The organism is Bifidobacterium scaligerum (assembly GCF_002802865.1).
In the GTDB taxonomy this organism is placed as follows: Bacteria; Actinomycetota; Actinomycetes; order Actinomycetales; family Bifidobacteriaceae; genus Bifidobacterium; species Bifidobacterium scaligerum.
In genome coordinates this window covers 570,600-597,107 of sequence record NZ_PGLQ01000001.1, presented here as the reverse complement: position 1 = coordinate 597,107, position 26,508 = coordinate 570,600, and the positions used below count along the sequence as shown (strand labels likewise).

Here is a 26,508-nt window from a genome sequence, read left to right as displayed (position 1 = left end):
ATTGAAGCTTGATATCAGGCGTTGGCCTCGGCGATGGAAGCCTCAGCAGCCTCGACCACGTGCTCGGCGGTGATGCCGAGGTCGATCATGTTCTGAGCGCCGTCACCCTGCAGACCAAACTGCTCGATGGAGACAGGCTTGCCATAGGAGCCGAGGTACTTGTACCACGGCATGGCAACGCCAGCCTCGACGGAGACGCGGGCCTTGACGGAAGCCGGAAGCACGGCCTCCTTGTACTCGGCGTCCTGCTCCTCGAACCATTCCATGGACGGGAAGGAAACCACGCGAGCCTTGGTGCCCTTCTCAGCAAGGGTCTTGGCGGCGGCGACAGCCCACTGGACTTCGGAACCGGAAGCCATGATGATGACGTCCGGGGTGCCTTCGGTGTCAACGAGCACGTAAGCACCCTTCTTGACGCCTTCCTTGGCCTTGGCGGCCGTCTCAGCGAGAACCGGCACACCCTGACGGGTCAGCACCATGGCACCCGGCAGGGTATTCTTCTTCTCGAAGAAGTAACGGTAAGCTTCGGCGGTCTCGAAGGCGTCGGCAGGACGAATGACCTCAAGCTGCGGGATGGCGCGGAAGGAAGCGAGGTGCTCAACCGGCTGATGGGTCGGACCATCTTCGCCGACGGCCACGGAGTCGTGGGTCCAGACGTAGAGGTTCGGGATCTCCATGAGGGCGGCCAGACGGACGGCGGAGCGCTCGTAATCGGAGAACATGAAGAAGGTGCCACCGAACGGACGAGTGTGGGAGCCCAGCAGAATGCCGTTGGTGATGCAGCCCATGGTGAACTCACGTACGCCGAAGTGCAGCTGACGACCGAACTCGTTGCAGTTCGGCCACTGCTTGGTGGCGCACTCTGCAGGAGCGAAGGTGGCGGCACCCTTCAGATCGGTCTTGTTGGAGCCACCGAGATCAGCGGAGCCGCCCCAGAGTTCCGGCATGACGGCAGCGATGGCGTTCAGCACGGAGCCGGAAGCGCCACGGGTGGCGACACCCTTGCCGACTTCGAAGGTGGCCTCAAGGTCATCGATGGCCTTGTCGAAGCCCTCCGGCAGTTCGCCGGCCTTGATGCGATCGTACAAGGCAGCCTTGTCCGGGTTGGCCTTGCGCCAAGCGTCGAACTTCTCATCCCAAGCCTTGTGAGCTTCCAGACCACGCTCGGCAACCTTACGAGCGTGAGCCAGAGCCTCTTCGTCGACGTGGAAGGATTCTTCCGGATCGTAACCGAGAACCTTCTTCAGGCCGGCAACTGCTTCGGCACCGAGCTTGGAGCCGTGGGAAGACGGATCGTTGGTCTTGCCCGGGGTCGGCCATGCGATCAAGGAGTGAACCTTGATGAGCTTCGGCTGGTCCGGAGCGGCGGCCTCGGCCTTGGCGATCACGTCGGCCAGGCCTTCGATGTCCTCCTTGTAGGAGCCATCGGGCTGGATGAAGCTGAACTCATCGGTGTACCAGCCGTAGGCCTGGAAGCGCTTCAGGACATCTTCGGCCAGCACCAGATTGGTGTCGCCTTCGATCTGGATGCGGTTAGCGTCGAAGATCACGGTCAGGTTGCCGAGCTTCTGGTTGGCGGCCAGAGCGGCGGCCTCGCCGGAGATGCCTTCCTCAATATCGCCTTCACCGCAGATGGCCCAGATCTTGTGGTAGAACGGGGAGTCTTCCTTCGGGGTCTCCGGATCAAGCAGACCGCGCTGGAAACGCTCACCATAAGCAAAACCGATGGCGGAGGCGAAGCCCTGGCCCAGCGGGCCGGTGGTCATTTCGATGCCCGGGGTCAGACCGTACTCAGGATGACCCGGAGTGCGGGTATCGGCACCGCCACGGAAGTGCTTGAGATCGTCCAAGGTCACGCCGTAGCCGGAGAAATACAGCTGGACGTACTGGGTGAGAGAAGCATGACCGCCGGAAAGAATGAAGCGATCGCGGCCTTCCCAGTTGGGATCGTTAGGATCGTGCTTGATGAAGTGCTGGTATAGGGTGTAGGCGACAGGCGCCAGGGAGATGGGGGAACCGGGGTGGCCGGAACCAGCCTTCTCAACCGCGTCAGCCGAAAGGACCTTTGCCATCGCGATGGCGCGCTCGTCGAGCTCGGTCTCCTTGAATTCGGTCATGGATTTACTTTCCTTCCAATTGGTCGGGCCGCGTATCCGGCTTGTGCCGGGCGCACGACGCCCTCACATTGCGTTTCCCATGTTAACGTCGGAAGAAGACGTTTGTGGTGCATATTTGGCGTGTTTTGGTAAGTTGTGTGCTGTTAGCGTTCACAATTAACATTCATTCGCCGTCGATGAACGTGTTAGCACTCGAATCCAATGAGTGCTAATACAATACTCATTAGGCCATTGGCGAGCTTCGTAAAGCGTCTAGCGTACAAAGACACACCGAATGCAGTAATACTGCATGTCCAGCGTGTCGCCGAAGGGTGGGCAGAGTGAACACGGAACATACTTCGCATGAACAATAGGCCCATATATCCATATCTACAAAGGAGGCGCGCATGACGCAATCAAGGCGCATGCTGGTGCTGCGCGCCGTGGTGGAGGATTACATCCGTTCTCAGGAACCGGTTGGCTCCACTGCGTTGACCCGTGAACACGATTTGGGTGTCAGCTCGGCGACGGTCCGCAATGATATGGCGGCTTTGGAGGATGAAGGCTACCTTATCCAACCGCATACCTCTGCTGGACGTGTGCCCACGGAAAAGGGCTACCGATATTTCGTGGACCGCCTAGCTACGGTGGTGCCGTTGAGTGAGGCGCAGCGGAGAGGTATCCGAGAATTTTTGGCCGGCTCCGTCAGTCTTAAGGATGCCTTACAACGTGCGGCAAGACTGCTCTCGGAAATCACGGGGCAGGTAGCCGTAGTAGCGTCCCCATCATTAGCTAAAGCAACGCTTAGACACGTGGAGATGGTCCCTGTATCCATGTCTACGTTATTGGCTGTGGTAATCACTGATACCGGGCGTGTAGCTCAACATGGATTGACCGTGTCCGTTATGCCTTCCACAGAGGATATCGCGCACCTGAGTGCAGCGGTTAACAATCAATGCCATGGACTGTCTTTTTCCGCAGCTGCCGACTTGGTGCGAGTCATCGGTGCATCGGTGGGCTACGATTCCGTCCATTCCGTAGCTGACGATCTTGCGAGTGCTTTCGAGTCGATGGCACTCGATGAGCGTGCCAGTGAGTTGTATATGTCCGGCACGTCGAATCTGGCTCATTCTCGTTCATGGACTGATCTCGCGCCGTTGTTCGATGCGTTGGAAGAACAAGTGGTGCTCATGAAACTGATGAGCAATCTCAGCGAAGAAACAACACCTTCAGGCGTGGGTGTTTCCATTGGATCGGAGAGCCACAGCCCACAGCTCCTGCACGCTTCAGTGGTCAGCGGCGGGTATGGGCGCGGAGGAGTGGTGACGACCGACGGAAAGCCGCAACAGGATCGGTCGGGCTTCGCAGAAGAACAGGTTGAATCACGTACTGAGCCCGTTGCATTTGTGGGTTCTATCGGGCCTACACATATGGACTATGCGACGACCATGGCAGCGGTTAGGGCTGTTGCGCGATATCTGACGGATTTCATCAGCGAAGGTGGCGCACAGGATTGACGTCGTACATATGCACGGGATGCGGGCGAAGCAATGAACAATCAGTAATCCATCGAATCGACCCTCCGACATGTATTCGAGCCATCTGCTGACTGTGGGCTGTGGCAGAATAACTCCGGACCAAATGAACACAAAGGAATAGAACCAAGTGGCAGATTATTACGAGACGCTGGGCGTAGACCGTAACGCAAGCGACGATGAGATCAAGAAGGCGTACCGCAAGCTCAGCCGCAAATACCACCCCGATATTGCCGGTCCGGAGTTCGAGGATAAGTTCAAGGAAGTGAACAACGCCTACGAGGTGCTCTCCAATCCGGATAAGCGCCGTATGTATGATTCGGGTGTGGACCCGAACAATCCCAATGCGGGAGCTGGAGGGTTCTCCGGCGGATTCGGTGATATGGGAGATGTGTTCTCCACATTCTTTGGCTCTGCATTCGGAGCGGGATCGCAAGGACCGGTACCACGGACTCAGCCAGGACGAGATGCCTTGGCTTCAGCCACCATCGATTTGAAGACGGCGGTATTCGGCGGCACGGCACATGTGAAGATCAATACGTTCTCCCTGTGTCAGGAATGTGGTGGTTCCGGTGCTCAGGGCGGCGCGCAGCCCATTACTTGCCCGGATTGCCATGGTCAAGGATTCATGCAGAAGGTGGTTCGCACTATGCTCGGTCAGATGATGACCTCAGCGCCGTGCGAACGTTGCGAGGGGCATGGCACCATTATCTCGAATCCGTGCCCCAGTTGTATGGGACACGGCCGCGTGCGCACCACGCGGAACGTTGGCGTCAATGTTCCCGCTGGCATTAACGACAATGCGCGTTTGAGGCTCGCCTCTCAAGGAGAAGTAGGTGAAGGCGGTGGTGCCGCCGGCGATCTCTATATTGACATTCGTATCAAATCAGATAAGCAGTTCACCCGAGATGGCGATGACCTGCATTGCTGGATTCAGGTGCCGATGAGCTGGGCCGTGCTTGGGCATGACCTTACCATCGAAACATTCGACGGCAAGCAGACGGTGAGTATTCCAGCGGGATGTCAGCCGGAGGATACCGTCACGCTGAAGGGCTTGGGTGTTACCAATCTGCGCAACAGCGATGAACGCGGCGATATCGTGGCTCATGTGAACGTGCTGATCCCTACCAAGCTGGATGATGAAGAACGTGATCTCATCGAACGATTCTCCACTCTGCATGACGCCGATGCCGGCCATGTGGCGCAAGCTTCACGTCCGCAGACAGGTCAAAAGAAGGGTGGTTTCTTCAGCAAGTTGAAGGACGCGCTGAGCTGAGCGAGGATTGGAAATGGCTGTGGTCCTTACTTTTCTGTAGTAAGACCACAGCCATTTTTGTCCATCTGATGACTGCTTATTATTTCAGCAACGAGCGGCACATGGAACGATATTCGTTCACATATCCACCGCCGAAGAACACGCAATGTCCGGCAATGGGGTAGAGCTGCCAAAGAGTGATGCGATCCTGCCATCCGGCTTTTAGCGGATGCGTGGATTGATACCCATCGATAATCTGCGTCAAGTAGCTCATCCCGAACAGGTGCAGCATAGCCAGATCCTCTTCTCGATGACCTCCATGAGCCGCCGGATCAATGAGTACGGCTTCAGTATGTCCGCTATCAGCGGTCCACATCACATTGCCGCTCCACAGATCACCGTGGATACGCGCCGGCTTGTCATCTGCCGCACGTCCCATAATGTCCGGTAGAGCTTCGATGACCCGTTCAGTCAATTCGATGTCTCGTTGGTCGAGTTCTCCGCGTCGGACACCAAGTTCAACCATCGGGCGCAACCGTCCATCAGCAAAATAAGAAATAGGATCGGTCCAAGTACCGGTATCCATTTTCACCGGATCCTGTAGCGGTCCGAAATAGCAGGTGCCGTTATAGCCGGCTGGTGCGGAGCCAAAGTAATCGGCGCCGGCATCATGCATATGGGCCAAAGCCGCGCCAAAATCATAAGCGGCTTGTGGCGTAGGGGAGGATGCGTTCACTCGTTCGATATTCAGATGATCTTTGCCCCAGTCATATACCTGAACCACACGTGGGCCGCCTTGTTCATGAGCTTGTCCAAGCCACTGCAGGCCGCGACCTTCGCATTCGAAGAATCCCTGCGGGGCGAACGCCCTGCTTTTGCGATAAATAGCCATAGTCGCTCCATCCTTATTCGAACCATTGCCGGTTTCATTGTAGGGATCATATATGCCTGTAAAGCTTAGTGTTTTTTACACCCCTGTGGGTAGGGTGTTCATCGTTATAAAACACATATATCTATAAGGAAAAACGCGAGGGGTTATGAATTTCTTCCAGGCGTTGTTCATGGGGTTGGTCCAGGCGCTTACCGAATATCTGCCTGTTTCATCCAGCGCTCATATTCGCATTATCGGCGACTTGATGATCGGTAAGGATCCGGGTGCCGCGTTCACGGCTATCATTCAGTTGGGCACCGAGCTTGCTGTGATTCTCTATTACCGTCGTGACATTATTCGTATTCTCGGCTCTTGGTTCGGTTCCCTATTTGGCAAAGAAGGCAAGGACCTGAAAAGCCGACTGGGTGCGCACAACCCGGATACGCAGATGGGCTGGTTCATCATCATCGGTACCATGCCGATTCTCATCGCCGGTCTGTTGTTCAAGGATGCTATTGAGACGACACTGAGAAACCTGTGGATTACGGTAAGCGTATTGATCGTGTTCGGCATACTTCTATGGGTTTTTGATGCGCGTGCCAAGCAGGTGAAAACCATGAACCAGATGACATGGAAGGACGCCCTGTTCTTTGGCGTCGGTCAGATGCTGGCGCTCATTCCTGGTGTATCCCGTTCCGGCGGCACAATCACTTTCGGCCGAGCAATGGGATATACCCGTGAAGCCGCTGTGCGTGTCAGCTTCCTCATGGCCATTCCTGCGGTTTTCGGCGCCGGAATACTGGAGTCCGTGTCTGCTGTGAAGGATGTCAATGCGTGCTCGGCTGGGGATGCCGCTGCATGTACTGCGATTGGCGCCTTTCCTGGCTGGATTCCTACGATTGCGGCGACTTTCGTGGCTTTCTTTGTAGGATATGTGGTCATCATCGGATTCCTGAAATTCGTCTCTACATTCTCCTACAAGGCTTTCGCCATTTATCGAATCGGATTGGCTGTGGTGGTGGCTCTGCTGCTTATTGCCGGAGTACTGCCCGCTATTGATCCGTCCGTGGCCGCTGCATAAAAGGAATTTATCGGCGCATACGCATGAGGCGTGTCTCCATAAGGAAAGGGAGGCGCGCCTCATTGTTTTATGGAAAGAGTCTGATTCATATCCAAGGAAGACAGGTGGTGACAATCGGGTCGTTTTGTGATCCGATGACCTCGGAATGCGGATCAGATCACTCGCCGCCCATTTGCCGTAAAAATGCCTCGGTCTCACGGACTAGCTGCTCACATTGCGGCGTCCCCAATCCTGCTTCTTCTTCCGCTCGCTGTTTGAGATCGTACTCGCGTTCCAAATGCTCCACATATTCACGTAACTGATCGTTGCATCGTACCAGCGCGGATGCTTGAGTTTTCCATTGCTCCGATCTCCGCTTCAGAGCGGACACGTCAAACGTATATCCGATGTGTTTTCCCAACGCGTCTAATAAACGTATTGTTCCTGCTGCGCAATCGTCGCTACCGAGATATTGCGGAATGGATACCCACATAGACGTATGCTCGAATCCTGCGTCGGCCGCTGACCAGTCTAAAATGGTGGGAATTCCCACGGGTCCGTTGTACTCGCGATCACATTCGCACTGGCATTCGCCATCACTTACAGCGATTGGCAACGGACGAGTATGTGGACAATCGGAGAACATGGATCCCAAGGTAATCACCTTCGTCACATCAAGTTCTTCGGCGATACGTAAGCTTTGGGAACAATATTCCTTCCAATGGTAATTAGGTTCAGGGGCTATCTGCGCGTACAGGTGACGTCCAGCATCCAATGTGATGTCGTAAAACGTGGTTTGCGGCCAGACGAGATTTGCTCTTCCGGATACATGACACAGCATCGGTCGGGCTACTTGATAGTCATAGAAACCATCGCAATCGATATGTCCAATCTCACGAGACTCATAATGTCCCACCAGATGTCGGATGACATTCGTAGCCGCCTGACAGGCATCATTCCATCCGTCAAATGCGGCGATCATCACCGGCTGCGTCATATTCGACTCTTCACTCATAGCTCCTAGGGTATCGTGCCGCAAGCGGTCACATCTTCAGCTTTAGCCATCAGCGAGCGTAAGCTGAAGATGGCATAGAAAAATGACGGAGCGGGGCATGTAGAATAATCGCGACACGCCGGATTAGACGAATCGCGGATCGACGAGTATAGTAATCACTCGTGCTTCGGCGAGGATAACCAAGCTGGGTACATGCGGACATAGCTTAGTTGGTAAAGCGCAACCTTGCCAAGGTTGAGACCGCGGGTTCGAGTCCCGTTGTCCGCTCTAGGTCCTTGAGTTGACAGACCTTACGGTGGGTTAGCCAAGCGGTTAGGCAGCGGCCTGCAAAGCCGTATAGACGAGTTCGACTCTCGTACCCACCTCTCAGGACGTTGATGCGAATCAATGTATTGACTAGGACCGGGCGGTTGGCGCAGAGGTAGCGCACTTCCCTGACACGGAAGGGGTCACAAGTTCGAATCTTGTATCGCCCACAAGAGATGAAAGTCTCGTTGCATATAACTGAATACCGATTTCATCGGGCGATTGGCGCAGCGGCTAGCGCACTTCGTTCACACCGAAGGGGTCGTAGGTTCGATTCCTACATCGCCCACTGGGATCCGCTTCTCACGGCGGAATCCTTTGCGGACATAGCTTAGTTGGTAAAGCGCAACCTTGCCAAGGTTGAGACCGCGGGTTCGAGTCCCGTTGTCCGCTCCACTTGAGACCTCGCTTCGGCGAGGTTTTTCTGTATTGTTGCGATTCGCCCATGCGTTTGTCTGACGCAGTGCCTATCGTGTCCACTGTTGATTACCAGTCCAGGCCTGCACATTAGTAACGCGGACCCCGATAGCAAAGGACATATCATGGCGTTAAGCTCCATCTCCATTACGGTCAACGGCGAAGCGAGGGAGGTGGAAGCAACCACCACCGGCGTCGAGCTGTTTGCTGATGATAAGAACATCGTCGCTGTCAAGATCAACGGTGAGAACCGTGACCTCTACACGCCGCTTGCCGACGGCGACTCCGTGATGCCGATCGCCCTCGACTCCGAGGACGGCCTCGCGATCATGCGTCACTCGGCTACGCACGTTATGGCGCAGGCCGTGCAGGAAATCTATCCGAACGCCAAGCTGGGCGTGGGCCCTGTGATCAAGGACGGTTTCTACTACGACTTCCAGGTAGATAAGCCCTTCACGCCGGACGATCTCAAGGAGATCGAAAAGCGCATGCAGCACATCATCAAGTCCTCCCAGTCCTTCCGCCGCCGTGTGGTGACCGAGGATGAGGCTCTGGCCGAAGAGGCCGACCAGCCTTTCAAGATCGAGCTCATTAAAGACAAGGAAGCACACCTCGACCCGGCTGCGGCCACCGAGATCGCTGAGAAGGAACTGAGCTTCTACGACAACGTGGACCGCGATGGCAACACTGTTTGGAAGGACCTGTGCCGCGGACCGCACCTGCCGAACACCCGCTTCATCAAGGCCTTCAAGATCGAGCGCTCCGCCGCCGCCTACTGGCGTGGTTCCGAAAAGAACCCCACCATGCAGCGCATTTACGGTACCGCGTGGGCCACCAAGGAAGATCTTAAGGCCTACCAGACTCGTTTGGAGGAGGCCGCCAAGCGTGACCATCGTAAGCTTGGCGCTGAAATGGACCTGTTCTCCTTCCCGGATGAGATCGGCCCCGGTCTGGCTGTATTCCATCCGAAGGGTGCTGCGGTGATCAACGCGATGGAGGATTACTCCCGCGAGATGCACCGCAAGTACCACTACAGCTTCGTGCAGACCCCGCACATCACCAAGGGCGGTTTGTACGAGACCTCTGGCCACCTGCACTGGTACAAGGATGGCATGTACCCGCCGATGCACTTGGATGAGGAGAAGGACGCCGAGGGTAATATCACCAAGCCTGGTGCTGACTACTACCTCAAGCCGATGAACTGCCCGATGCACAACCTGATCTTCAAGTCTCGCCAGCGTTCTTACCGTGAACTGCCGTTGCGTCTCTTCGAGTTCGGTACCGTGTACCGCTACGAGAAGTCCGGCGAAGTGCATGGTCTGACCCGCGTGCGTGGTTTGACTCAGGATGATTCCCACATCTACTGCACCCGCGAGCAGATGAAGGATGAGCTGACCAACCTCCTGACCTTCGTGCTCAAGGTGTTGCGCGACTTCGGCCTGTCCGATTTCTATCTGGAACTTTCCACCAAGGATCCGGATAAGTACGTCGGTTCCGATGAAATCTGGGAGGAGGCCACCAACACCCTGCGTGAGGTTGCCGAGGCATCCCACCTCGACCTCGTTGCTGATCCGGGTGGTGCCGCCTTCTACGGTCCGAAGATCTCCGTGCAGGCCCGCGATGCCATCGGCCGTACTTGGCAGGTCTCGACCATCCAGCTTGATTTCAATCTGCCTGAGCGTTTCCAGCTTGAGTACATTGCGAAGGACGGCACCCACCAGCGTCCGGTGATGATTCACCGCGCCCTGTTCGGCTCCATCGAGCGCTTCTTCGCCGTGCTGCTGGAGCACTATGCCGGTGCGTTCCCGGCGTGGCTTGCCCCGGTGCAGGTGCTTGGCGTGCCGGTGGCGGACGAGTTCGCTCCGCATCTGGCTGGCTTCGTCAAGTCGCTTGAGGATGAAATGGTCCGTTGCGAGATCGATTACTCCGACGACCGTTTCGGCAAGAAGATCCGTAATGCTTCTAAGTCCAAGGTGCCGTTCATCCTCATCGTCGGCGAGGAGGATATGAATAACAATGCCGTGAGTTTCCGTTTCCGCGACGGAAGCCAGCTCAACGGCGTGCCGGTCGATAAGGCTCGTGAGCAGATTCTCGCCGTGATCAAGAAGCGGGTCCAAGTGAATTCCGCAGACGAATTCAACGCCGCAGTCGAGGCCTGACGATAATCAGGTTCGGCTCTTGAGAGAGCCGTTGAGACAGAAGAACTGAGGGGAGTCCAGTCATATTGCTGCTGGCTCCCCTCAGTTTATTGATGATCGAACTGATCAAAAGATGAGCATCGATTCCGGAAAGGAGAATACTTTCATGACCGAGGCTATACGAGTCGATAATCCAGCTGATTTCCCGCCTCAGGAAGACACTGTTGAACGTTTGTGGACTCCGCAGCGTATGACATACGTGCTGCGTAATGACGAGAACCGTCCCACGAAGCCAAAGACTAAGGAATGCCCGTTCTGCGCAGGACCCAATAAATCTGATGAGGATGGTCTGATCGCTTGGCGTGGCACACATGTTTTCGCCATTATGAATCTATATCCGTACAATGTCGGGCACTTGATGATTTGTCCCTACCGTCACGTCGGATTCATCACCGAGCTGGACGATGTCGAGCTGTTCGAATTCGAGAAAGCCACAACTCTTGCCATGAAAGTAATGGAGACCGTTTCTCATCCGGACGGATACAATATCGGCATCAATCAGGGCGAGATAGCTGGGGCCGGTGTCGCCGCACATCTGCACCAGCATGTAGTGCCCCGTTGGAACGGAGACGCGAATTTCATGCCTATCGTCGCGCAGACCCGCACCATGCCGATTCTGTTGTCCGATCAGCGTCGTGCCTATGCCGAGGCGTTCACACGTCTGGCTCCTCAATTCAAGCTGCCTATGGCTTAGTTTCATAAGTCAACATTTTTCGATAGTCTCAATAAAAACGCATAATAAATGGAAGACCGTGGCTGTGAACAGGCGATGTCTGATTACAGGCCTACAATCATTCCGTTTGACATCATCCGTCTAATCGCTAGGAGCATTAATGTCAGGTCATTCCAAGTGGGCGACCACCAAGCATAAGAAGGCCGCTATCGACGCCAAGCGCGGCAAGCTCTTCGCCAAGCTCATCAAGAACATTGAAATCGCCGCCCGTCTTGGCGGTGGTGATCCGGATGGCAACCCGTCCCTGTACGATGCCATTTACAAGGCCAAGAAGGCTTCCATGCCGGCCGACAACATTGCCCGCGCCGTTAAGCGCGGTTCTGGTGCCGAAGATGGCGCTGCCAACTACGAGGACATCGTATACGAGGGCTATGCTCCTGCAGGCGTTGGCCTCATCATCGAATGTTTGACTGATAACCGCAACCGCGCTGCCGCCGAAGTGCGTTCTACCCTGACCAAGGGCAATGGATCTTTGGCTACTTCCGGTTCTGTGTCCTTCAACTTTGAGCGTAAGGGACAGATCGTCGTGCCGTCCGAGGGCGTGGACTTCGATAAGCTCTTTGAAGTCGCTGCCGAAGCTGGTGCGGAAGATGTGACCGATGATGGTGAGGTCTTCACCGTCATTACTGGCCCGTCCGATCTGTTCACCGTGCGCAAAGCCCTGCAGGATGCCGGTTTCGACTACGATTCCGCCGATCAGGTCATGCAGCCGAAGAATGAGGTGGAGCTGAGCCTTGAGGATGCCCGCAAGGTGTCGAACCTTATCGACAAGCTCGATGATCTGGACGATGTGCAGAACATCTACTCCAACTGGACTGCTTCTGACGAGGTCATGGCCCAGCTTGACGAGGAGTAATTCCCAGTGATTATCCTTGGCGTCGATCCCGGGCTGACACGCTGCGGGGTCGGCGTGATCGAAGCCGGCGAACATCGCCGGCTTTCGTTTATCCATGTGGATGTGGTGCGTTCTTCTCCTGATATATCTCAGGATTTACGTCTGCTGGCTATCTATAACGGTTTGGCGGAAAAAATGGATCGATTCGCACCAGACAGTGTGTCCATCGAACGTGTTTTCGCGCAATCCAATCGCAATACGGTGCTTGGTACCGCACAAGCCGCAGGGCTTGCCATGCTGGCTGCAGCGCAACGAAATATTCCGGTGGCTTTGCATACGCCTACAGAGGCGAAACTTGCCATCACCGGCAACGGACAGGCTCAAAAGATTCAAGTGGAACGTATGGTGACACGTATTTTGAACCTGACGAAAATGCCTACGCCAGCCGACGCGGCTGATGCACTTGCCTTGGCCATCTGTCATGCTTTACGTCCTGCAGGGGCTTTGCAGGGCGGAGAGCGCGAACAGCATCTGACTCCCGCCCAACGTCAATGGGCCGAAGCCGCACAGCATATGACGCGACGACGTATCAACCACGACCGCGGCATGTAGTATAATTCGAACAGTTGTTCGAGTGTGGTGTGGTCTGGCGCTCTGTGCGGTCTTACCATCCACAGGAGATTGATGCAAGGAGTGAGCCATGATCGGCATGCTGTTCGGGCGGGTTGAATCGGTGGAGGCCGATACCGCGTTGATCAACGTTGGGGGAGTGGGCTATGAAGTCCGTATGTCCTCTACGGATTTGAGTCGATTGCATTCAGGTCAAGAGACGAGTGTCTACACCTACATGAATCTCTCCCAGGATGCCATCACGCTGCATGGGTTCTTGGATAAGGACGCCAAAAAGACCTTCTTGCAACTCATCAAAGTGTCTGGTATTGGTCCCAAAGTGGCACAATCGTTGCTATCCACCTTAACACCGGTCCAATTGGCCCATGCCATTGCAGATAATGATGCTGCGGCCCTCGCCAAGGCACCAGGTCTGGGCAAGAAGGGCGCTCAGAAGATTATCCTCGAATTGAAGGGTTCTATCGATCTAAGTCAGATAGAAGGCAGCGTATCTGCTGAGCAGGGTGTGACTGTATCTGCAGTCGATACCGGTATGGAGCAGGTTGTCGAGGGCCTGATGTCATTGGGATGGCGCCAACAGGATGCGCAGCAGGCTGTCAACGAGGCCATCAACGATAATGACATCAACACTCCTCTGACGTCGGACGATGTGCCGCGTGTGTTGCGTTTCGCCTTGGCGCTGATGGATAGAGGTCGCTGATGAATGATGAGATGACCTACGGCACTTCCAACACTGGGGCCAACGAAGAATCGTTACGTATGGTTTCGTCATCGCCTATTGGCAATGAGCCGGTAAGTGATGAGGAGCTGCGTCCGCATGTGCTGGATGGTTTCATCGGACAGCCGAGACTTAAAGCCCAGTTACAGTTGTTCCTCGATGCGGCTCGCAAGAGAGACGTGCCACCGGACCATATTCTGCTTGCAGGTCCTCCCGGACTTGGCAAGACCACACTGGCTATGATCGTCGCCAACGAACTGGAAGTTCCGATTCGTGTGACTTCTGGTCCTGCTGTGCAACACGCCGGTGATCTTGCCTCTATCCTGAGTTCGTTGGACACCGGTGAAGTATTGTTCATCGATGAGATTCATCGTTTGCCACGCGCCGCCGAAGAATTGCTGTACATTGCCATGGAGGATTTTCGTGTGGATGTTATGGTGGGCAAGGGCCCAGGTGCCAGCTCGATTCCACTGACATTACCGCGATTCACCGTGATCGGGGCAACTACCCGTGAAGGAATGCTGCCGAGCCCATTGCGCGCACGCTTTGGTTTCACTGCACATCTTGACTTCTATCCACATGAGGAGCTGGAAAAACTTATAGAGCGATCCGCAAATGTGCTGGGCGTGAATCTGGATGACGGCTCTGCTCACGAGCTTGCCTTGCGTTCTCGTGGCACGCCGCGTATCGCTAATCGTTTGTTGCGCCGTGTGCGTGATTGGGCCATCGTCCATGATCTCATCATGGTGCGTCCTGATGATGTCAAGGAAGCTTTGGCCCTCTACCAGATTGATTCGGAAGGTCTCGACCGGCTTGATCTTGCAGTGCTTAACGCCATTGTGCGTAATTTTGGCGGCGGTCCGGTTGGTCTCAATAATCTCGCCGCCATGGTCGGTGAAGAATCCGAGACGGTGGAAACCGTTTGCGAACCGTATCTCGTACGCGAGGGATTCCTGATGCGTACGCCCAAAGGCCGTGTCGCGACAGAGAAAGCCTGGCAACATCTGGGGCTAACACCTTCGAGCGATGTCAGCAAGACCTTCTAAACTTTTGCCTGTTTGCACAATCCGGTCACGCGCCATTTTTCCGGCCATGACCGTTGATCTGAAGGAGTTTATCCCGTGGATTCTTCCTACTTGATGCTTATTGTCATGGTCGTGGTCATCGGCGGCATGATGTGGTGGCAGTCCAAGAAATCCAAGCAGCAGCAGCAGGAGCGTCAGGATTTCCGTCGCAATCTGCAGCCCGGCACCGAAGTCATTACTATTGGTCAGGTAATCGGCAAGGTCGTGGAAGTTGATGAGCAGTATGAGGAGATTGTGATCGACTCTGAAGGCTCCAAAATGCGTTTCGCTTTTAATGCAATCGCCCGCGAGTACACTCGTCCGGCTTATGTCTCCGATGACGAAGTAGACGAAAACGGCAACCCTCTGTCCGAAGAGAAAGATGCCGCTACTGAAGATGAGGTCGCTCAGGTTCCGATTGAGGGTGCTGCAAAGGGCAACCAAACGGACGAAACCGTAGCAAAGTAGGCTTTCTGGTTCATACGCGTCCATGTGTATGAACCATTCAGCCACGTCAAATACCGTAAGTAACCTTAATCTAAGGACGAATATATGACGCAGTCGGACATCACTATCGACGCATTAGGCAAGGTTGGTCAGGAGAACGCCGAATATCTGGTATCTCTGATTCGTTCTGTGCCAGGTTTTCCTAAGGAAGGTATTATCTTCCGCGATTTTATGCCGGTGCTTGCCGATCCGAAGGGTCTGAACATTTTGCTTCAGGCGCTCGAAGAGGCTTTGCCGGTTCCCGCGGATGAATTCGACGCCATCGCTGGTCTGGAATCCCGTGGATTCCTGTTCGGTCCTACGCTCGCTTCACGTTTGGGCAAAGGATTCATCGCCATTCGAAAAGCCGGCAAATTGCCACCTGAAACTATCGGCGAATCCTATGATCTCGAATATGGCACTGCCAGCGTGGAGATTGAAACCGAAGCCGTGGCACATGGTGAGCGAGTGCTTATTGTGGACGACCTCATCGCAACCGGCGGCACGGCCAAAGCCGGTGCAGATCTCATAGAGAAAGCCGGAGGCAAAGTGGCTGGCTTCAGCTTCGTGATGCGTCTTGATGGACTTGACGGTATTGACAAGCTCGGCGGCGTGCCCACCAGCTCGTTGGTCTCCATGCCTGCGTGAGCTGTCTCACGAACGCGCGTTGTATTGTCATGGTCCGGCATGTACTGTGTACAGTTACATGCCGGACCATTATTTAGTCAGGGAAGGATCCATGGACCTTTACGAATACCAGGCACGTGAGCTGCTTGAGGAACAGGACATCCCCACCCCGGGTGCCATCTTCGCACAGAACTCCCATGAAGTGGCCGAGGCGGCGGACAAAATCGGTTATCCGTGCGTGATTAAGGCGCAGGTGAAGATTGGACATCGTGGTCAGGCTGGCGGTGTGAAGATTGCTCGCAACCGCGATGAAGCCATTCTCGAATCCGAGGCCATTTTGCCGATGACCATTCACGGGCACAAAGTCTCAGGCGTGCTTGTAGCCGAAGCCAAGAATATTCTGCATGAGTACTATGTGTCGATCTCCGTGGACCGCACCTCTCGTGATTTTGATGTGCTTGCTACCGCCAATGGCGGCACGGAAGTGGAAGAGATCGCCAAAGAACATCCGGAATCGGTCAAGCGCCTGCATATCGAAGCACTCGGTGATTTTGACCTTGAAGCTGCCACCAAAATGGCTGAGAGCATTGGTTTCTATCATGCTGATGTAGATCAGGCAGCTCAGATTCTACTCAAAATGTGGCGTTGCTTCAAAGAGAACGATGCAACGCTCGTGGAGATAAACCCATTGGCCAAAATTGGTGATCCGGATGACGAATCCACCAAGCAGCTGTGCGCCTTAGACGCGAAGATCTCGCTTGATGATAATGCCGCATTCCGTCATGGCGGTTGGACGCGTTTCGAGGATCCAATTGTTCCTGATCCATTCGAGCAGAAAGCCCGTGAACATGGTTTGCACTATGTGCATCTGCGCGGCGAGGTTGGTGTAATCGGTAACGGCGCAGGACTGGTCATGAGTTCCTTGGATGCTGTTTCTGGCGCGGGCGAGGAGCAGGGGACCGGTATCAAACCTGCCAATTTCCTGGATATCGGCGGCGGTGCGTCTGCGGCTGTAATGGCCGGTAGCCTTGAAATCGTATTGTCCGATCCACAGGTCGAATCGGTGTTCATTAACGTCTATGGCGGTATCACTTCTTGCGTGGAAGTTGCCAATGGTATTTTGGAAGCCGTCAAGACGCTTGGTAGCTCAAAACCGATTGTGGTTCGTTTCGATGGCAACGCTGCGGCAGAAGGTCTGCATATTCTGGCTGAAGCCAACAATCCGATCATTCATGTGTCTCAGACCATGGAAGGCGCTGCGCAGAAAGCTGCCCAGCTTGCCGCTGAGGCCGTCGGTTCCAAGGAGGTTCGCTGATGCTGTTCATTGAAGACGGTGCCCCAGTAATCGTTCAGGGTATGACTGGCCATCAGGGCATGACCCATACCGCACGCATGTTAAGGGCCGGCACCAACATCGTCGGCGGTGTAAACCCCCGCAAGGCGGGAACCACCGTCACCTTCCCCGGAGTCAAGGGTGAGAAGGATGCAGACATTCCGGTGTTCGCCACTTGTTCCGAAGCTCGCAACGCTACGGGTGCCAAGGCCAGTGTGGTCTTTGTACCGCCTCGCTTTGCCAAGGACGCAGTAGTCGAGGCCGTTGAAGCTGGAATTGAACTCGTGGTAGTTATCACCGAAGGCATTCCTGTCGCCGATTCTGCCTATTTCGTGGAGCTGGCGCTGCAGAAAGGTGTACGTATCATCGGACCGAACTGCCCGGGTCTTATCACGCTGGGCGATCCTGGAGTCAACCTCGGCATTATTCCTGATGGCATTGTCGGTCGCGGTCCGTTAGGCTTGGTTTCCAAATCCGGTACGCTGACCTATCAGCTTATGGGTGAACTTTCGGATATTGGTTTTACCGCATGCTTGGGTGCCGGTGGTGATCCTATTGTCGGTACCACGTTATTGGAGGCTCTTGAGGCTTTTGAGGCCGACCCGAACACCAAGGCTGTGATGATGATCGGTGAAATTGGCGGTTTTGCAGAGCAAGAGGCAGCGGCTTGGGCTAAAGAACATATGACCAAGCCGGTCGTGGCCTACATCGCGGGCTTCACTGCCCCTGAAGGCAAGCAGATGGGCCATGCTGGCGCGATTGTCTCCGGAGGCAAGGGTACTGCCCAGGATAAGAAAAACGCCCTCGAAGCCGCTGGAATTCCGGTCGGCAAAACGCCAGGACAGGCGGCGCAGCTTATGCGCGACGTGCTCGCCAAGGCCAATATTGCGTAAGTGCAGTTCATCGACCGTATGAAAACAATGATTCGTCAATGGATGCGAGGTGCCTGCGTGGCATTCGCATCCATGGCTATCTATGCCATTGCAGTGGGTTGCTATATAGCTTTGATGCTGTTGGTCATCTCAATGGAAGAGGGCAGCTCCAACCTTGCTAATGCCACGTATGGGCTGACTCTAGCTGTGGTGTTGCTCAGTGAAGGTTCTGGCTTCAAAACCGGTTCCATCACACTTACCATCACGCCGTTGCTGCTTACCATTATGTTGATTTGGCTAATTGGTGCAGTCGTGTCGCGCTGCAGGAAAACCAATGTTCATGTGTATGCGGCTGGTCTGATTACCTGGTTGGCAATGAATGAGTTCATGCGAAGCGGTATCAGTGTAGGTCTTGTCGATGATCAATGGCTTGTGCTCGGCAAAGCAGCGCTTATTTTCTCCCTTGGATATGCAGGTGCCATATTCCCCTATGGCAACTTGACGAAGAATTGCTTGCATTGGTATCGCCAGCATGTTCCAACCCGAATCCGTCATAGTTTGAACATCGGAATGTCGATAGCCGCAGTCATTACCGGCATATATTTGGTCGTTGGTCTGATCACTGTGGTGGTTTGGGCTGTGCTGAATCATGCTGCGGTCTTTTCTGTCTTTAGCATGTCCGGTATGGAGACAGGATCGCGTATCACCACTAGCTTGGCCATGCTTATCTGGCTGCCAAATCTCGCGCTGTGGGCCGTTTCATGGTTGTTTGGCGCGGGATTTGCTATAGGCGATTTGGCCAACTTCACGTTGTGGGTCGGACAATCCAATGGGCTACCGGCGGTTCCGCTGTTTGCTATATTCCCCGAACCTATATCCAATGATATATGGCGCATGGCGGCATTGGCCGCTCCCCTCACTATCTCCTGCATCGTGGGATTGGTGACCTTGTTCATACCGCAGGGCTTCCGTTATCGGCCTATCAACGTTCGCCATGTCGAAAGCCGTGCCTCACTGATGGCGGATCTAGCATACTCGGTTGCTTCGTTTTGCCTAGCCGCAGGACTCATTTCTTTGGCATTCACTGCGTTGTTCGCTTTGTCCAATGGCTCACTGGGCGAACAACGGCTTGCGCAGGTTGGCGTCAACGTAATGGCTTCTACAAGGGCTGTAGGACATGCGACAGCTATTGGACTGAGCATTGCATGGCTCGTGGCGTTGATTAGCACGGCACTTGTTTTTTCGATAGTCTGGATAACTGAGAGGATCAGGAATCCCCGTTCCGGAAATATCCCACACAATAACGGAACAACGGAGCGGCGCACCATCGTATCTCAATCCCCACAATCCAAGGAGGAACAGGAATGACAACCACAAATCGGCCGATACGTCGTGCACTGGTTTCAGTCTTCCATAAGGAAGGCATCGAAGTGCTCGCCGAGGCTTTTGTGAAGGCGGGTACCGAAGTCGTATCCACAGGCTCTACTGCCAAGAAGCTGGCGGAACTGGGAGTCAAGGTAACCGAGGTATCCGATGTCACTGGATTCCCCGAATGTTTGGACGGTCGCGTCAAGACGCTGCATCCTTATATCCATGCCGGCATTTTGGCTGATATGACCAATCCTGAACATGCCAAGCAGCTTGAGGAATTTGGTATTAAGCCGTTTGATCTCGTGGTAGTCAATCTGTACCCGTTCGCCGATACGGTACGAAGCGGTGCGAACGAAGCGGATACCATCGAGAAAATTGATATCGGTGGACCGTCCATGGTTCGCGGCGCCGCCAAGAACCACGCTACCGTAGCCATTGTCACTGATCCGAATGACTATGCTCTGGTTGCATCCCGGGTCGCCGATGGCACCGGCTTCTCCTTGGAAGAACGCAAATGGCTGGCTGCCAAGGCTTTTGCGCACACCGCAGCCTATGACGCCACTATTAACGAGTGGACTGCCAAGCACTGGCCCAAGCCGGATACGTTGGCTACAGTGGAAATCGACCACGACGATCAAGGCAGTGAAGTCGATACAGCTAAGTTCCCTGCACAATTCACCCGTACATGGGATCGTGCACATACGCTGCGTTATGGCGAGAATTCCCATCAGCAGGCGGCCCTGTACGTTGATCCGCTCAACCAGACCGGTTTTGCACACGCGCAGCAGCTCGGCGGAAAGCCAATGAGCTATAACAACTATGTCGATGCCGATGCTGCATGGCGCACGGTCTGGGACATGGCTCCTTCAATTGCGGTGGCAGTAGTCAAGCACAACAATCCATGCGGTCTGGCCATTGGCGCGACTGCGGCTGAAGCTCACAAGAAAGCTCATGCTTGCGATCCGATGAGCGCCTATGGCGGTGTGATCGCGTGCAATTCCACCGTGACACTAGAGATGGCCGAAAGCGTACGTCCCATCTTCACTGAGGTCATTGTCGCTCCCGACTATGAGCCTGCCGCATTGGAACTGCTTCAGACCAAGAAAAAGAATCTGCGTATTCTAAAGGTGGCCGAGCCGCCAAAGGGTCACGAGGCTATTCGTCAGATCGATGGCGGCCTGCTGGTGCAGGATACGGATCTGATTAACGCGGTGGGCGATGATCCGAATGCGTGGAAGCTGGTTGCCGGTGAGGCGGCGGATGCCGAAACGCTGAAGGATTTGGTATTTGCGTGGCGCGCGATTCGTTGTGTCAAGTCCAATGCCATTCTGTTGGCCCACGATCAGGCCACCGTCGGCATCGGCATGGGACAGGTCAATCGTGTTGACTCCTGCCATCTGGCCGTCGAGCGTGCCAATACGTTGGCCGACGGTGTTGACCGTGCCGCCGGTTCCGTAGCCGCTTCTGATGCATTCTTCCCGTTTGCCGATGGTGCTCAGGTGCTTATTGACGCAGGCGTCAAAGCGATTGTCCAGCCTGGAGGCTCAATCCGCGATGAAGAGGTTATTGAAGCAGCCAAGAAAGCTGGTGTGACGATGTACCTGACTGGTACTCGTCACTTCTTCCACTGATCGTTATTCGATCAGCGTATAATCGGCTCTCCCTCTTGCGAGGGGGAGCCCTGTCATATATTCATATATGCTCGATCTCACAGGAAAGCAGCGTTATGCATAATCATCCGTATGTATCTGAAGCTCACGAAGGCAAGCCTTGGTTCGAGTGGATTGTTCTTGGCGTCATCATTGTCGCCACGCTCCTCGCTGTCTGTGGATATACGATGGCCGCCACGGTGGTTATCGCCGTGACGGCCATAATGACTGGACTTATCCGTCTGATACTGCGCGACCGCAGCCCATGGAAGGTTCGTTCAGTCGCGTTTGACTCCTTCATCGGCATGGCTTTGGGAGCTGGCTTGCTGATCACGTACTTCAGTTTCTTCGGTCTGCTCAACAGCTTTTTGATCTGAACGAGCATCATCCTGTGCAGCTGCTTGGTCGAAGAATACGCCGTCTTCGGTCTCCTCGGAGTTTACGCGAACAGTATCTTCGCTGACTTCAGCATACGCAGCCTTGTTCGTGGCATTCGGTTTGGCTGTGGTGGCCATCTGCGCGATGATCATCGCCAATGACACAACTGCAGCGGCCAGAATCGGGCTGATCCAGAACACCCATAACTGCTGGACCGGATTTTGGTCAAGCCCTTGGTTCATAGCGGCTAACGCAATACCGGTGGAACGTGCAGGATTGAGACCAGCACCGGTTACTGTATAGCTCATAGCGGCAGCCAGACCATAGGCAAGACCCATGGTTGTTGCATGTCGATCAGATGATTCACCGTGCTCGCCAAGTGTGGCCATGGCTGCGGATACTACGATCAGGCTGGCGACAACTTCAATGACAATCGCCAAGGTCACTGAGAACGTAATGCCGTACTGAGACAGTACTGAGTATGCTACAGAGCCTTTTTCAAATCCATTCACAGCCGGAGTCAGCCATACCTTGGCAGTCACCTGTTCGGAAGTGGGTAGCAGCTTGACCACTGCGAACCCTGCCGCGACAGCACCTAGCACTTGCGCCACTACATATAGCAGACCATCCACGGCTCTGGTCTTAGAGGATAAGACAGCGGCGACGGTGATGGCTGGGTTGAGCTGTCCACCGGAAATACGAGAGAATATGGCGGTAACCACCGCGTAAGCTAGGCCGGTGGCCAAGGCGAAGAACACGATATTGATGCCGAATACGGCAGAGCCCCATGTCGAGAAAGCATAAACAGCAAAGCACAGCAAGAAGCTGCCGGCGAGTTCGGCGCATGCTCGTAACGCCAACGGCATTTGCTTGGTTTCTTCCATGATTATTCCTTTTTGTCAATTGCCGGAAGGCGGGGTGCCTCCACGCAAACGGTGTCAGTCTACCAGTAGTCCGCCTTTGCGGTATTATGGAAACGTTGGAATTCGCTGGGAACAACCAGTTTCACCAACAATACAGAACCATATTGCACATATCGACAGGATTCCCTGTCCGGCCACGTTGGGAGAACGATGCCAAACGCATATTCTCGCGCTGCTAAGGCGCATGATGATTCCAATTCCATTCGTTTGCAGAAACTGCTCGCTCAGGCTGGTTTCGGTTCCCGCCGCAAGTGTGAGGACATGATTACCGATGGTCGCGTCGAGGTGGATGGTGAGCTGGTCACCGAGCTCGGCACTCGCGTCGATCCGAAAAGGCAGCAGATTCGTGTAGACGGTTCACGTGTTCGGATTAATCCGAACCATGTAACGCTGGCGCTCAACAAGCCCCGCAAGGTGCTTTCCGCTATGGAGGATCCGAAGGGGCGTTACACACTGCGAGATATCGTAGGGGACAAGTACGAGCGTATTTTCCATATGGGTCGTCTGGATTACGATTCAGAAGGCCTGATTCTTATGACCAATGACGGTGAGTTGTCGCAGCATGTCATGCACCCGAAATATGAGGTGGAGAAGACTTATATCGCGACCTTGGAAGGGCGGATCTCTGGTACCGTATGCCGGCGTCTGGTAAATACCGGAGTCCAGCTCGATGACGGATGGATCAAGTTGGATCATTGCGCCATCATCGATTCTTCCCGTGACGTAACGTTGGTTAAAGTCGTGCTGCATTCGGGCAAGAACCGTATCGTACGTCGTATTTTCGGTTCTATCGGATTCCCGGTGAAGCGGCTGGTACGCACGCAAATCGGTCCGATTAAACTCGGCGATCTGAAGTCCGGCTCGTACCGCGTGCTCTCCCAGACCGAAGTTCGCTCGCTGTCCAAGGAGGTTGGCCTGTGATTCGTGTCGCCATTGACGGTCCTGCCGGCGTCGGCAAATCGTCTACTGCCAAAGCGCTGGCTAAATATTTCGGTTATGCGTATCTGGATACAGGTGCCATGTATCGTGCCTGCGCATGGTGGTGTATGAAACAAGGCATTGACCTTGATGCTGAGACCATTGATGAGCGGATCGTTACCGAAACCGTGGGAGAGTTCTTCACCGGCGACCATTTTGATATTTCGGTAGACCCGTCTGCCCCCAAGGTATACGCCGACAGTGAGGATATTTCTGAAGCGATTCGATCGTCTGAGGTTTCGTCCCATGTCTCCAAAGTCTCAAACATCATTCCTGTACGTAATGTCCTGATTGCCGCGCAGCGTGCATATATCGCGCGAGAGGCATCTGCCGACTCATTCTCTGAAGGACTCGGCATCGTGGCTGAAGGGCGTGACATCACCACTGTGGTGGCGCCTGATGCCGAGGTTCGTGTACTGCTGACCGCCCGTGAGGAAGTGCGCCAGGCACGACGTACAGGACAGGCCGTCAAAGGAGTTGGCGCTGAGGACGTAGCCGCCCGAGATAAGGCGGATTCCAAGGTCACCAGTTTTATGACCGCTGCTGACGGAGTGACCACCATAGACAATTCGGATATGGATTTCGAGCATACACTTGATGTACTGATCGGCTTGGTGGAAGAAGCCATCGAGAATCAGGAGTATGAGCAATATGCAGCCAATCTGGAAGGTTATGAGCTTGACGAAGGCGATGAGGCGCTGATTTCCGGCCGTGACTTTACGGAAAGCGGCTCTCAGCCCGGTCCTAAGCCTGTAGGTGTTCTGGCGATTGTCGGACGCCCGAACGTGGGCAAATCTTCGTTGGTGAACCGTATTCTTGGACGTCGCGCAGCCGTCGTGGAAGATACGCCCGGCGTGACCCGCGATCGCGTCAGCTATGATGCGGAATGGGCCGGTACTGATTTCAAGCTAGTCGATACGGGCGGCTGGGAAGCCGATGTGGAAGGCATTGAATCAGCCATTGCTTCGCAGGCACAGGTAGCTGTTCAGCTTGCTGATGCCGTGGTGTTTGTGGTAGACGGACAGGTGGGCCTGACTTCCACGGATGAACGCATAGTCAAACTACTACGTGCTTCCGGCAAGCCAGTGACTTTGGCGGTCAACAAGATCGATGATCAGGCTAGCGAGTATCTTGCTGCTGAGTTCTGGAAACTAGGTCTGGGGGAGCCATATTCGGTATCCGCCATGCACGGCAGAGGCGTCGGCGACTTGTTGGATGTCGCACTTGACAAGCTAAGGAAGGCCGAGAAGACCTCTGGTTTTCTGACTCCTTCCAGTCTGCGACGCGTCGCTTTGGTCGGTCGCCCCAATGTAGGCAAGTCCTCTCTGCTGAATCAGCTGGCACGAGAAGAACGTTCCGTGGTCAATGACTTGGCAGGCACTACGCGTGACCCGGTCGACGAGATCATTGACATCGATGGCGAGGATTGGCTGTTCATCGATACCGCCGGTATCAAACGTCGTCAGCATAAGCTCAAAGGTGCGGAGTATTACTCTTCGTTGCGTACGCAGGCTGCCATTGAGCGCTCCGAGCTGGCTCTGATTCTGTTTGATGCTTCTCAGCCGATCTCTGATCAGGATTTGAAAGTCATGTCCACAGCCGTGGATGCAGGACGTGCGATTGTACTTGTATTTAACAAGTGGGACGCCATGGACGAATTCGACAAACAACGTCTGGAACGTCTGTGGATTACCGAGTTCGACCGTGTGACATGGGCGCAGCGAGTGAATCTGTCCGCTAAGACGGGCTGGCATACCAATCGTCTGGCCAACGCAATGCGTTCCGCTCTAGAGTCCTGGGACCAACGTATTCCTACCGGAAAGCTTAACGCCTTCCTCGGCAAGATTCAGGCAGCTCACCCGCATCCATTGCGTGGCGGCAAGCAGCCTCGTATCCTGTTTGCTACACAGGCATCCACTCGTCCGCCACGATTCGTGATCTTTGCGACTGGTTTCCTGGAGCATGGCTATCGTCGGTACATCGAACGGTCGTTGCGTGAGGAATTCGGCTTTGAAGGTACGCCGATCCAGATTTCGGTGAATATTCGAGAAAAGAAGCAAAAGAAGGCGACACGCTGATTGATTTTGACCCCAGCGGCCTTTACGGTAGTCTATCCAACTGTTGCTTTTGCAGCATCGGGCCGTAGCGCAGTTTGGTAGCGCACTTGACTGGGGGTCAAGGGGTCGCGGGTTCAAATCCCGCCGGCCCGACTTTTCGGAACCATTGAAATAAGCCGCAAAGCCTTACGGGAGTAGGGCTGAGCGGCTTTTCCGTTTTCACCCGATTTCACTGTTTTTCACCCGATTTCAGAAAAAATGTGGGCAAAATGTGGGCAAAAATTAAGGAACCTAGGAGTATGTCACGACACGGTTATCCACATTTATTGTGGATAGATTTGCCAGAATGATGACAGCTGTCGTAGGGTAGAGCAACCAATTGAAGGTGAGGAAAGCATGGCAAAGAACATCAAAACGGACCGTGCCGCCAAACCAAGTGGCTCCGGACCTAATCAGGAAGAATACTGGAAGAGCCTGTCCCGTTCATTCAACAAGGACTTCATCAAAGCCGCCAAGGAAGAGCATGACAAGCGGAAGCGACTACAAGTGGCGTGAACTCTCTCCCGACTATTACGGGAGACTCCAGCAATTCGAATGCGCCGCCCCTCTGGGCGGCTTTTCCATGGATGCGGTTATGAAGCATCGCAAATACTACTGGCCATGGCAGTTGGAAGTACAGAACATGATTCGCGGCTTCCGCAAACCCAATCCGAGAAGCGAATGGGCGGATATCTGTTGTGTTCCCGACAAAACCGGCGAGGAACGGATCATGGCATTCGTATGGTTCGGGATAATCGACGGATTCAAAGACGATGATCAAGGCGTTTACATGGTCGGGTACATCGCGCGCTCATTAGAAGCCGATCACTGTCATTTTGGAGACGCGGCTCTCAGGCATGCACTCCGAATCATGCAGGAGAACCAAATCAAAACCGGCCGTGATGATACGATTGGCGCACGCATCGACCCACGTAATGTGCAAAGCATAAACCTGTTTCAGCGCAACGGATTCATAGATGCTGGCGTCGATCCCTATGAGAAGCATTATCACCGATTTGTGCGTTTCGGTTTCGATAGCATCGATTGATGCACCTATGAGAA

24 protein-coding genes and 6 tRNA genes are annotated in these 26,508 nt (G+C 54.5%); 26 read left to right on the top strand and 4 right to left on the bottom strand.

The features are described 5' to 3' along the window. Positions 1 to 14: 14 nt before the first annotated feature. Positions 15 to 2,117, bottom strand: a complete 2,103-nt coding sequence (gene tkt, locus CUU80_RS02620) for a transketolase (RefSeq protein ID WP_100495809.1) — start codon at positions 2,115 to 2,117, stop codon at positions 15 to 17. Positions 2,118 to 2,503: 386 nt separating this feature from the next. On the opposite strand from tkt, the gene hrcA reads away from it, so the two are divergent. Next, positions 2,504 to 3,613, top strand: coding sequence for a heat-inducible transcriptional repressor HrcA (hrcA, locus tag CUU80_RS02615; RefSeq protein ID WP_100495808.1), 1,110 nt, complete (start codon positions 2,504 to 2,506; stop codon positions 3,611 to 3,613). 148 nt (positions 3,614 to 3,761) lie between these two features. Further along, complete coding sequence (dnaJ, locus tag CUU80_RS02610) at positions 3,762 to 4,907, top strand: molecular chaperone DnaJ (RefSeq protein WP_100495807.1); 1,146 nt, start codon at positions 3,762 to 3,764, stop codon at positions 4,905 to 4,907. A gap of 79 nt (positions 4,908 to 4,986) precedes the next feature. On the opposite strand, the gene CUU80_RS02605 is transcribed toward dnaJ, so the two are convergent. After that, positions 4,987 to 5,778, bottom strand: coding sequence for a fructosamine kinase family protein (locus CUU80_RS02605; protein ID WP_100495806.1), 792 nt, complete (start codon positions 5,776 to 5,778; stop codon positions 4,987 to 4,989). 145 nt (positions 5,779 to 5,923) lie between these two features. Between CUU80_RS02605 and CUU80_RS02600 the strand changes: the two genes are divergently transcribed. Then, the gene (locus CUU80_RS02600; protein WP_100495805.1) at positions 5,924 to 6,838 is read left to right on the top strand and encodes an undecaprenyl-diphosphate phosphatase; all 915 of its coding nucleotides are present in this window, start codon (positions 5,924 to 5,926) and stop codon (positions 6,836 to 6,838) included. Between the two features lie 157 nt (positions 6,839 to 6,995). On the opposite strand, the gene CUU80_RS02595 is transcribed toward CUU80_RS02600, so the two are convergent. After that, the gene (locus CUU80_RS02595) at positions 6,996 to 7,832 is read right to left on the bottom strand and encodes a PAC2 family protein (RefSeq protein WP_100495804.1); all 837 of its coding nucleotides are present in this window, start codon (positions 7,830 to 7,832) and stop codon (positions 6,996 to 6,998) included. Between the two features lie 194 nt (positions 7,833 to 8,026). Between CUU80_RS02595 and CUU80_RS02590 the strand changes: the two genes are divergently transcribed. The 18 genes from CUU80_RS02590 to CUU80_RS11150 all read left to right on the top strand — a co-directional run bounded on the left by CUU80_RS02590 (position 8,027) and on the right by CUU80_RS11150 (position 21,448). After that, positions 8,027 to 8,099 (top strand) — tRNA-Gly (locus CUU80_RS02590). Between the two features lie 27 nt (positions 8,100 to 8,126). After that, a tRNA-Cys gene (locus tag CUU80_RS02585) sits at positions 8,127 to 8,197 on the top strand. A gap of 39 nt (positions 8,198 to 8,236) precedes the next feature. Then, positions 8,237 to 8,308 (top strand) — tRNA-Val (locus CUU80_RS02580). A gap of 46 nt (positions 8,309 to 8,354) precedes the next feature. Further along, positions 8,355 to 8,427: transfer RNA gene (locus tag CUU80_RS02575), tRNA-Val, on the top strand. Between the two features lie 31 nt (positions 8,428 to 8,458). Next, positions 8,459 to 8,534: transfer RNA gene (locus tag CUU80_RS02570), tRNA-Gly, on the top strand. Between the two features lie 146 nt (positions 8,535 to 8,680). After that, a complete protein-coding gene (gene thrS, locus CUU80_RS02565; protein ID WP_100495803.1) occupies positions 8,681 to 10,714 on the top strand; it encodes a threonine--tRNA ligase in 2,034 nt (677 codons plus the stop codon). Positions 10,715 to 10,859: 145 nt separating this feature from the next. Then, on the top strand, positions 10,860 to 11,447 hold the full coding sequence (locus CUU80_RS02560) for an HIT family protein (RefSeq protein WP_100495802.1): 588 nt from the start codon (positions 10,860 to 10,862) through the stop codon (positions 11,445 to 11,447). 139 nt (positions 11,448 to 11,586) lie between these two features. Next, a complete protein-coding gene (locus CUU80_RS02555; RefSeq protein ID WP_100495801.1) occupies positions 11,587 to 12,342 on the top strand; it encodes a YebC/PmpR family DNA-binding transcriptional regulator in 756 nt (251 codons plus the stop codon). Between the two features lie 6 nt (positions 12,343 to 12,348). Then, entirely contained in the window at positions 12,349 to 12,933 is a 585-nt protein-coding gene (ruvC, locus tag CUU80_RS02550; RefSeq protein ID WP_100495800.1) for a crossover junction endodeoxyribonuclease RuvC, read from the top strand. A gap of 88 nt (positions 12,934 to 13,021) precedes the next feature. Next, positions 13,022 to 13,651 (top strand): Holliday junction branch migration protein RuvA, encoded by a 630-nt coding sequence (gene ruvA, locus CUU80_RS02545; RefSeq protein ID WP_100495799.1) that lies wholly within the window; start codon positions 13,022 to 13,024, stop codon positions 13,649 to 13,651. Continuing rightward, the gene (ruvB, locus tag CUU80_RS02540; protein ID WP_100495798.1) at positions 13,651 to 14,715 is read left to right on the top strand and encodes a Holliday junction branch migration DNA helicase RuvB; all 1,065 of its coding nucleotides are present in this window, start codon (positions 13,651 to 13,653) and stop codon (positions 14,713 to 14,715) included. Before ruvA ends, ruvB begins: the two co-directional genes overlap by 1 nt. A gap of 93 nt (positions 14,716 to 14,808) precedes the next feature. Continuing rightward, the gene (locus CUU80_RS02535) at positions 14,809 to 15,201 is read left to right on the top strand and encodes a preprotein translocase subunit YajC (protein WP_100495950.1); all 393 of its coding nucleotides are present in this window, start codon (positions 14,809 to 14,811) and stop codon (positions 15,199 to 15,201) included. Between the two features lie 84 nt (positions 15,202 to 15,285). Continuing rightward, positions 15,286 to 15,867 carry an adenine phosphoribosyltransferase gene (locus tag CUU80_RS02530; protein WP_100495797.1) on the top strand — a complete coding sequence of 194 codons (582 nt, stop codon included), beginning with the start codon at positions 15,286 to 15,288 and terminating at the stop codon, positions 15,865 to 15,867. 91 nt (positions 15,868 to 15,958) lie between these two features. After that, positions 15,959 to 17,161 carry an ADP-forming succinate--CoA ligase subunit beta gene (gene sucC / locus CUU80_RS02525; RefSeq protein WP_100495796.1) on the top strand — a complete coding sequence of 401 codons (1,203 nt, stop codon included), beginning with the start codon at positions 15,959 to 15,961 and terminating at the stop codon, positions 17,159 to 17,161. Continuing rightward, the gene (sucD, locus tag CUU80_RS02520) at positions 17,161 to 18,072 is read left to right on the top strand and encodes a succinate--CoA ligase subunit alpha (RefSeq protein ID WP_100495795.1); all 912 of its coding nucleotides are present in this window, start codon (positions 17,161 to 17,163) and stop codon (positions 18,070 to 18,072) included. The genes sucC and sucD overlap by 1 nt, the downstream gene beginning before the upstream one ends. A gap of 57 nt (positions 18,073 to 18,129) precedes the next feature. Then, positions 18,130 to 19,419 carry a cell division protein PerM gene (locus CUU80_RS02515; protein WP_243388602.1) on the top strand — a complete coding sequence of 430 codons (1,290 nt, stop codon included), beginning with the start codon at positions 18,130 to 18,132 and terminating at the stop codon, positions 19,417 to 19,419. Beyond that, entirely contained in the window at positions 19,416 to 21,053 is a 1,638-nt protein-coding gene (purH, locus tag CUU80_RS02510; protein ID WP_243388601.1) for a bifunctional phosphoribosylaminoimidazolecarboxamide formyltransferase/IMP cyclohydrolase, read from the top strand. Before CUU80_RS02515 ends, purH begins: the two co-directional genes overlap by 4 nt. A 95-nt stretch (positions 21,054 to 21,148) precedes the next feature. Then, positions 21,149 to 21,448 carry a DUF3017 domain-containing protein gene (locus tag CUU80_RS11150; protein ID WP_100495793.1) on the top strand — a complete coding sequence of 100 codons (300 nt, stop codon included), beginning with the start codon at positions 21,149 to 21,151 and terminating at the stop codon, positions 21,446 to 21,448. On the opposite strand, the gene CUU80_RS02500 is transcribed toward CUU80_RS11150, so the two are convergent. Further along, the gene (locus tag CUU80_RS02500) at positions 21,350 to 22,333 is read right to left on the bottom strand and encodes an MIP/aquaporin family protein (RefSeq protein WP_100495792.1); all 984 of its coding nucleotides are present in this window, start codon (positions 22,331 to 22,333) and stop codon (positions 21,350 to 21,352) included. The genes CUU80_RS11150 and CUU80_RS02500 overlap by 99 nt on opposite strands. A 189-nt stretch (positions 22,334 to 22,522) precedes the next feature. Between CUU80_RS02500 and CUU80_RS02495 the strand changes: the two genes are divergently transcribed. The 5 genes from CUU80_RS02495 to CUU80_RS02480 all read left to right on the top strand — a co-directional run bounded on the left by CUU80_RS02495 (position 22,523) and on the right by CUU80_RS02480 (position 26,494). Continuing rightward, entirely contained in the window at positions 22,523 to 23,293 is a 771-nt protein-coding gene (locus CUU80_RS02495) for a pseudouridine synthase (protein ID WP_100495791.1), read from the top strand. Continuing rightward, positions 23,290 to 25,428, top strand: a complete 2,139-nt coding sequence (gene der / locus CUU80_RS02490) for a bifunctional cytidylate kinase/GTPase Der (RefSeq protein ID WP_100495790.1) — start codon at positions 23,290 to 23,292, stop codon at positions 25,426 to 25,428. The genes CUU80_RS02495 and der overlap by 4 nt, the downstream gene beginning before the upstream one ends. A gap of 58 nt (positions 25,429 to 25,486) precedes the next feature. Continuing rightward, positions 25,487 to 25,560: transfer RNA gene (locus CUU80_RS02485), tRNA-Pro, on the top strand. 243 nt (positions 25,561 to 25,803) lie between these two features. Further along, positions 25,804 to 25,962, top strand: coding sequence for a hypothetical protein (locus CUU80_RS10755; protein WP_165775796.1), 159 nt, complete (start codon positions 25,804 to 25,806; stop codon positions 25,960 to 25,962). Between the two features lie 79 nt (positions 25,963 to 26,041). Further along, positions 26,042 to 26,494: a hypothetical protein gene (locus CUU80_RS02480; RefSeq protein WP_100495789.1), complete on the top strand. Its 453-nt coding sequence runs from the start codon at positions 26,042 to 26,044 to the stop codon at positions 26,492 to 26,494. Positions 26,495 to 26,508: the final 14 nt, after the last annotated feature.

Bases quoted from the DNA above. Each gene is read 5' to 3' on its own strand.
- tkt (WP_100495809.1), bottom strand. From the start codon at position 2,117: ATGACCGAATTCAAGGAGACCGAGCTCGACGAGCGCGCCATCGCGATG.
- hrcA (WP_100495808.1), top strand. From the start codon at position 2,504: ATGACGCAATCAAGGCGCATGCTGGTGCTGCGCGCCGTGGTGGAGGAT.
- CUU80_RS02605 (WP_100495806.1), bottom strand. From the start codon at position 5,778: ATGGCTATTTATCGCAAAAGCAGGGCGTTCGCCCCGCAGGGATTCTTC.
- CUU80_RS02600 (WP_100495805.1), top strand. From the start codon at position 5,924: ATGAATTTCTTCCAGGCGTTGTTCATGGGGTTGGTCCAGGCGCTTACC.
- CUU80_RS02595 (WP_100495804.1), bottom strand. From the start codon at position 7,832: ATGAGTGAAGAGTCGAATATGACGCAGCCGGTGATGATCGCCGCATTT.
- thrS (WP_100495803.1), top strand. From the start codon at position 8,681: ATGGCGTTAAGCTCCATCTCCATTACGGTCAACGGCGAAGCGAGGGAG.
- CUU80_RS02560 (WP_100495802.1), top strand. From the start codon at position 10,860: ATGACCGAGGCTATACGAGTCGATAATCCAGCTGATTTCCCGCCTCAG.
- CUU80_RS02555 (WP_100495801.1), top strand. From the start codon at position 11,587: ATGTCAGGTCATTCCAAGTGGGCGACCACCAAGCATAAGAAGGCCGCT.
- ruvA (WP_100495799.1), top strand. From the start codon at position 13,022: ATGATCGGCATGCTGTTCGGGCGGGTTGAATCGGTGGAGGCCGATACC.
- ruvB (WP_100495798.1), top strand. From the start codon at position 13,651: ATGAATGATGAGATGACCTACGGCACTTCCAACACTGGGGCCAACGAA.
- CUU80_RS02535 (WP_100495950.1), top strand. From the start codon at position 14,809: ATGCTTATTGTCATGGTCGTGGTCATCGGCGGCATGATGTGGTGGCAG.
- CUU80_RS02530 (WP_100495797.1), top strand. From the start codon at position 15,286: ATGACGCAGTCGGACATCACTATCGACGCATTAGGCAAGGTTGGTCAG.
- sucC (WP_100495796.1), top strand. From the start codon at position 15,959: ATGGACCTTTACGAATACCAGGCACGTGAGCTGCTTGAGGAACAGGAC.
- sucD (WP_100495795.1), top strand. From the start codon at position 17,161: ATGCTGTTCATTGAAGACGGTGCCCCAGTAATCGTTCAGGGTATGACT.
- purH (WP_243388601.1), top strand. From the start codon at position 19,416: ATGACAACCACAAATCGGCCGATACGTCGTGCACTGGTTTCAGTCTTC.
- CUU80_RS11150 (WP_100495793.1), top strand. From the start codon at position 21,149: ATGCATAATCATCCGTATGTATCTGAAGCTCACGAAGGCAAGCCTTGG.
- CUU80_RS02500 (WP_100495792.1), bottom strand. From the start codon at position 22,333: ATGGAAGAAACCAAGCAAATGCCGTTGGCGTTACGAGCATGCGCCGAA.
- CUU80_RS02495 (WP_100495791.1), top strand. From the start codon at position 22,523: ATGCCAAACGCATATTCTCGCGCTGCTAAGGCGCATGATGATTCCAAT.
- CUU80_RS10755 (WP_165775796.1), top strand. From the start codon at position 25,804: ATGGCAAAGAACATCAAAACGGACCGTGCCGCCAAACCAAGTGGCTCC.
- CUU80_RS02480 (WP_100495789.1), top strand. From the start codon at position 26,042: ATGAAGCATCGCAAATACTACTGGCCATGGCAGTTGGAAGTACAGAAC.